We start from the raw sequence: 6,052 nt of genomic DNA on the forward strand, positions 1-6,052 counted from the left end.
CAGCGATTGCAGAATAGTGCACGAACACGTCCGGGCCATTTGTGCGCTCAATGAATCCAAATCCTTTGGTCTCATTGAACCACTTAACACGGCCTTTTTCTGGCATCTTCTCTCTAACCTCCTCTCATAATAAATTAGGGGCCTGACTTAGCCCCTTCAAATCACATCAATTGCTGTCTCGCACTGCTGTTAACTAATGGTTCTCCAGAACTAATGAGCATAGTGTACATGGTAGCCATTTATCCGTCAAGAACTATTTTCGGCTTATTTCTACGGGGCGTTAGGGTTATTTCTGGGGGCTTCCTGGCGGGCCGTGGTCGTCAGCGCTGGGAGATAGGGGGGAAATAGGGGACTGTCGCCCTTTTGGCATGATGAATCGCGGTCGGAAAAGTCGTGCAAAATGGGAGCCCGCGTGATATAATCTGAACTAGACGGCCTCTTGGCCAGGCCGGGAGGTGGGCAATGAAGAAAATCCTCGCAGTTCTCTCCGCATTGGTTCTGTTGACTGGACTCAGCAGCTTCGTTTTGGCGCGTCCCACAAGTCAGGTTCCCGAACAGAAGATTGTCTCTGACGATACTCCGTTCACCGCTGGGCGAGACCCTTCAACACGCTACACCGGCCCGGATTTCCTCACCGCGGCGGGCGCTGAGACCATCTGATATGGAGGAACACAACTCGTGGGCGGCAGGCCGCTCGCGGCGATCGGCGGGAAGTGGACATGGAGCGCATCCGGCTGGGGTGGAATCCCGCACAGCGGTCTCTATCTGGATGGTTGGAAGAGCCAGGATATGTTGTCCAGTACCGATGAATATTTCAGGAGACATGACCTGTCTGATACGCCGTGCTCCGCGTGGCAGCCCCCTAACTGGGGTTCCCCGAGGGGGACCTACGTGTTTTGGGCTGGAGTCACCACGACTGAGGCAAACTACTTCTGTTATGTCACGGGTTCTGGTTATGGAAATAGCTGGAACCAGATTCTCGAAAACACAATTGCCATGAGCGGCGATGCAGTGACAACCCTTGAGTTTGACTACGCATACGACAGCGAGATAGGTTACGATTCTTCCTTTGTTGAGATCAATCTCCCCGGGACCGGAAGTTGGTCGAAGCTCCCCTTAAGTGGTGGCAAGAGAGGGTACTCAGGAACTGGCTCTGGTCACGAGTCCATCAACGTCGGACCTTGGCTCGTGGTTGGTGGAGGGAACTACAGCATCAGATTCCGTTTCGACTCCGATGGTGGTTGGTCAGACGAGGACGGCTTGAATGCGACGAATTGCGGCGGCCTGATAATTGACAACATTAAGATTACAGAGACGACGAACGGCGTCGTTCACTTCTGCGATGCCGAAACAGGCGATCGCGGCTGGAAGTGGCAGCCCGTCCAAGTTGGACCAGGCGACTGGGTGCATCTCGAATACAACCCGGTCGTTGACGATCCGTGTATCCCGAGCGATCCGCTCTGGTGTCAGATGGGCGACAGCGTCGTCACAATGTATGACGTTACCGCACCTCCGCAGATTCCTCACAGATATGATCAGGATAACTGGATAATCTCTCCTGTAGTCTCGTTTCAGGGAACAGCCGGACAGGGGCTCCCGACCCACATCATTCAATTTGAGAGGTTCACACGCCTGCCGCTTAACGACCATGTTTTTCATCGATGGTTCGTGAGGTACTATCCCTGGGACTGTGGATTCGGCCCGCGATGGAGTCCGTGGGTGAACAACAATACTGTCTACTACACAGCGACAAAGAGCTGCGGTCTCTTCACGTATGACGTGTCTGCGTACGTTCCAGCCTGCGCCGAGAGTGCTCAGATGGCAATGTGCTGCATTAACCTCTGCTCGTTGGATCCGTGGTGGATCGGATGCACATATGTGAATAACACTACTCCTTATTTCGACAATGCCAGGTTTGGTGCTGCTGGGAGCACTCTTGCCCCGACGATTACGGACACGGAGTTGGATAGGTACTTGGACATATTCCCAACCGACGGCACATTGAATTGTGCATCGACTGCGAACATAGGGACAACAAGCCTGGGCCCCTTTGGCGAGTCTATTTTGGGTGACACGCTCGTGGTCCGTGGCGTGACCTGCCCTGGCTTCGCGGAGATGGAGGTTTGGCTCCACTTCAGAGTAGCGCCTGGACCTTGTACGAACACGTCTGATGCCTGGTTCTCTGTCTATCCACCCGAAACGTGGCATGCCGCCAGAATGGATACTGCTCAACGCGGCCCGAGCGTTACTCCGGGCGTCTGGATGAGTACTTTCCATGAAGACGATCCAAACTATGGGCTCGCGAGCGGAAGATGGGGAGGAGAGAGGAACCACATCATTCCCAATTGGCTGCTTACGCCCGGGTCCCATGTTGATTATTACGTCTCAGCCAACTACGCAGGTGGGGCGGGCTCATATGAGCTTAGATGTCAAGAACCGGGCTATACAGACTTGCCTGACGATATTGACGTTCTCCCGGGAACTACGGTCACAGGAGGCGTCCCCGAAGTTCCTTGCTTCCTCTACGCAGATCACTGCGACTGCCGGGGGGTGCAGAGGTGGATAGAAGATGCGCTCAGCTGCATCCCGGCAAAGTGGGATCGCTATGACAGGAGAGCGCCAAGCTCCAACACGGGGGACGGCATCGGGCGTCGCAGCGGCGGGCAGAAGGGCGCGACTCTTCTTCAACTTCAAGGGTATAGTTCCGTCCTTCTTGATGCCGGAACCATATATACGGGCTCTGTTGACCAGTATGATACCAACCTTTTCACGGGTTTCCTTTCCGGCGCAACCGCCAGCCAGCCGAGATTCCTTGCGCTTCAGGGTAACCAGATTGCGAGGTATATGAACAGCCTGGCGGCACCGAAGGCGTTCATGAACAACTACCTGCAGGCAAAGTACGTGGCAAGGTACTACCATGTAACCTCGGGTAACCAGAACTGGTGCGTGAACATGACAAACAGACCTGGGAATAGGATTGACGGCGGAGCGATTCTTACTGAATCAGCACTAGGCGGCAACATGTGTCCGAACGAGTTCAATATCATCGATGTTCAAACTGGCAGCGCGACCGGCAAAGGTGAGATAGAGTTCAGCGATGCAACCCCGACCGTTCACTTGTGCTGCGTGTCGAACGAGGTGAAAGATTCGAACGACAACGTTCTCTACCGCACAGTCCTGAGTTCATACACTGAGGCCGCTGTTCGTTCAGTAAACTGCCCAGGTGGTGCGCGTGGTTGGCAGTTTGGTGATTCGACCGGAGTCTGCGGAAGCCCTGTGCCGAAGGGCTGGCAGGACGATATCTATAACAAGTTCGCGTTTGGAGGAGGCACGACTACATGCGCGAAACTGCCTACGGACATCACCAGGCCGGGTACGGTTAATGTTGCTTCTCCGGCATACAACGCGCTCAAAGATGCATATCCGAATCCTATGAGTCCTTCGGCGACGATCAGCTTCTCAGTGAAGACCGACGGGAAGGTTTCACTCCGGGTGTTTGATGCATCCGGACGGCTAGTAAGAACTCTGATTGATTCGAAGCTCAAAGCCGGTGGTCACACAGTTGCCTGGGATGGGAAGAATGACAGAGGTGTCAGGCTAGGTTCGGGAGTTTATTTCTACCAAATCGAGACAGAATGTGGCTTCAAGTCCACGAAGAAAATAGTAATCCTCAGATAACCTTCGTCGTATCCAGCCGAAAGGGGTAGAGAAATGGCGCGATTCCTCCTTGTTCTTTTCTTTTTGTTCGCTTTTCTGGAATTCCACAGCGTTGCTTTGGCTCGCCCGGGAGCGGAGATCAACCAGACGGCAATTGCCGTGGAAGACACTCGTTCTGTGTCGGATGCGCCTTCCAACCCTTACCACGGCCCGGACTTCTTTGCTTCACAGGCGGCTGAGACAATCTGGTACGGAGGCACTATTGTGCAGCACGTGACGAATGACCCCTCGTCGAATGCCAGGCCGCTGGCCGCAATTGGCGGCAAGTGGACTTGGAGCGCAAACGGCTGGGGTGGAATCCCGCACAGCGGCTACTACCTGGATGGCTGGACAAGCCGTGATGCCCTGTCAAGCACTGATGTGTATTTCAGGAGACATGACCTCTCTGATACTCCTTGCTCTGCGTGGCAGCCACCAAGTTGGGGATCTCCGAGGGGAACGTACGTATTCTGGGCTGGAGTCACCACGACTGAAGCAAATTATCTCTGTTACGCAGCGGGTTCCGGCTACGGAAATGACTGGAACCAGGTTCTTGAGAACACAATTGCGTTGAGCGGTGACGCAGTCACGACACTTGAGTTTGACTACGCATACGACAGCGAAAATGGCTACGATTCTTGCCTTGTTTATGTCAATGTTGACGCTGGAGCGACCTGGCAGGTTCTGAGCCAGGTTAATGGTGGGAGCGGTGGCTATTCGGGCACTGGCAGCGGTCATGAGTCCGTCAATATTGGACCGTATCTCACGAGTGCAGGGAACGTTGGCATCAGGTTCCGTTTCAACTCAGATGGCGGTTGGTCAGACGAGGACGGCCTGAACGCGACGAATTGCGGCGGCCTGATAGTTGACAACATCAGGATTACAGAAGCGACGAACGGTGTTGTTCACTTTTGCGACGCAGAGGGCGGTGCCTGCGGCTGGCACTGGGTCGGAGCAGTTGGGCCGGGCAACTGGGTCCACCTTGATTACAACCCGACGATTGACGACCCGTGCATCCCGACTGACCCGCTGTGGTGTCAGATGGGTGACAGCGTTGTCACGATGTACGATATTACGGCTCCGCCAGCAGCGCCGCACAGAGATAAGCAAGAGAACTGGATTATCTCTCCTGTCATACCCATCAAGGGAACAGCGGGAGAAGGACTTCCAACCCACGTCCTCCAGTTTGAGAGATTTGTGAACCTGCCTCTCTACAACCACGTTTTCCTACGGTGGTACGTGAGATACTATCCGTATGATTGCGGGTTCGGTCCGCGGTGGAGTCCGTGGCGGAATAACAACACTGTGTACTACTCAGCGACGAAGGCATGCATCCTCGGAAGCTTCGACGTTTCCGCGTTCATGCCGTCCTGCATTGAGAGTGCCCAGGTTGCTATGTCGACCATAAACCTCTGCAGTGCGGACCCGTGGAAGTTTGGCTGTACCTATGTGAACAACACCACGCCATACTTTGACAATGCCAGGTTCGGCTGCACAGGAAGCACGACCGCTCCGACGATCACGGACAATGAGGCGGACAGGTATCTGGATATGTTCCCGACCGATGGCTCCCTTAATTGCCAGTCAACTGCGAACATAGGGACAGCCAAAGGCGGTGGTGCCATTTCCTACTTCTACCTAGGGGACACGCTTGTCGTCAGCGGCACGACCTGCCCCGGCTCCACAGGGATGGAGGTCTGGCTCCACTTCAAGGTGAAACCCGGTCTTTGCACCAATACTGGGGCTAGCTGGTTCGGAGTGTATCCACAAAACGCGTGGAATGCGGCCAGGATGGATACTGCACAGAGGGGCTCGGTAGTGACTCCTGGCTCATGGATGGGCACTTTCCATGAGGACGACCCTAACTACGGTCTCGCCAGTAGCAGATGGGGAGGTGAGAGGAATCACGTCCTTCCCGATGGGCTTTTCACATACAGTACGCACGTTGACTACTACGTCTCAACGAACTACGTCGGCGGCGGCAACTCCTATGAACTCAGGTGCCGGGAGCCGGGATTCGAGAACCTTCCCGACGATGTCGATATTCTGCCGTCTGTGTCCGGGCCTTGGCCTCCCCATTGTCCTCCTCTGCTTTACTGCGACCACGCGGACGCACGTGGGATTCAGAGGTGGATGGAAGACGCCTTGAGATGCGTCCCGACGAACTGGGATCGCTATGACAAGAGGGCTCCCACCTCTGGCATGAAGGATGGCATCGGCCGTATGATCGGTCAGGAGAAGGGTGCCACACTTGTTCAACTCCAGGCGTACAGGTCAGTTATTCTGGACTGCGGCAATATCTATACAGACGGTATGACGACCACGGATGCGACCCTTTTCCAGAACTTCCTTGCTG

General features: G+C 54.8%; 4 protein-coding genes. 3 read left to right on the top strand and 1 reads right to left on the bottom strand.

Annotated elements, in window-relative coordinates; genetic code table 11:
- A partial coding sequence (locus QME66_12385; GenBank protein MDI6809759.1) for a cold shock domain-containing protein occupies positions 1-106 on the bottom strand: 106 nt, incomplete at its 3' end.
- Between the two features lie 356 nt (positions 107-462).
- Here QME66_12385 and QME66_12390 point away from each other — a divergent pair.
- The 3 genes from QME66_12390 to QME66_12400 all read left to right on the top strand — a co-directional run.
- Positions 463-660, top strand: a complete 198-nt coding sequence (locus QME66_12390) for a hypothetical protein (GenBank protein MDI6809760.1) — start codon at positions 463-465, stop codon at positions 658-660.
- Between the two features lie 18 nt (positions 661-678).
- Positions 679-3,678 carry a FlgD immunoglobulin-like domain containing protein gene (locus QME66_12395; GenBank protein MDI6809761.1) on the top strand — a complete coding sequence of 1,000 codons (3,000 nt, stop codon included), beginning with the start codon at positions 679-681 and terminating at the stop codon, positions 3,676-3,678.
- 33 nt (positions 3,679-3,711) lie between these two features.
- Positions 3,712-6,052: hypothetical protein (locus QME66_12400; protein MDI6809762.1), on the top strand; the 2,341-nt coding region annotated here is incomplete at its 3' end.

The organism is Candidatus Eisenbacteria bacterium, from assembly GCA_030017955.1.
Taxonomy (GTDB): domain Bacteria; phylum Eisenbacteria; class RBG-16-71-46; order JASEGR01; family JASEGR01; genus JASEGR01.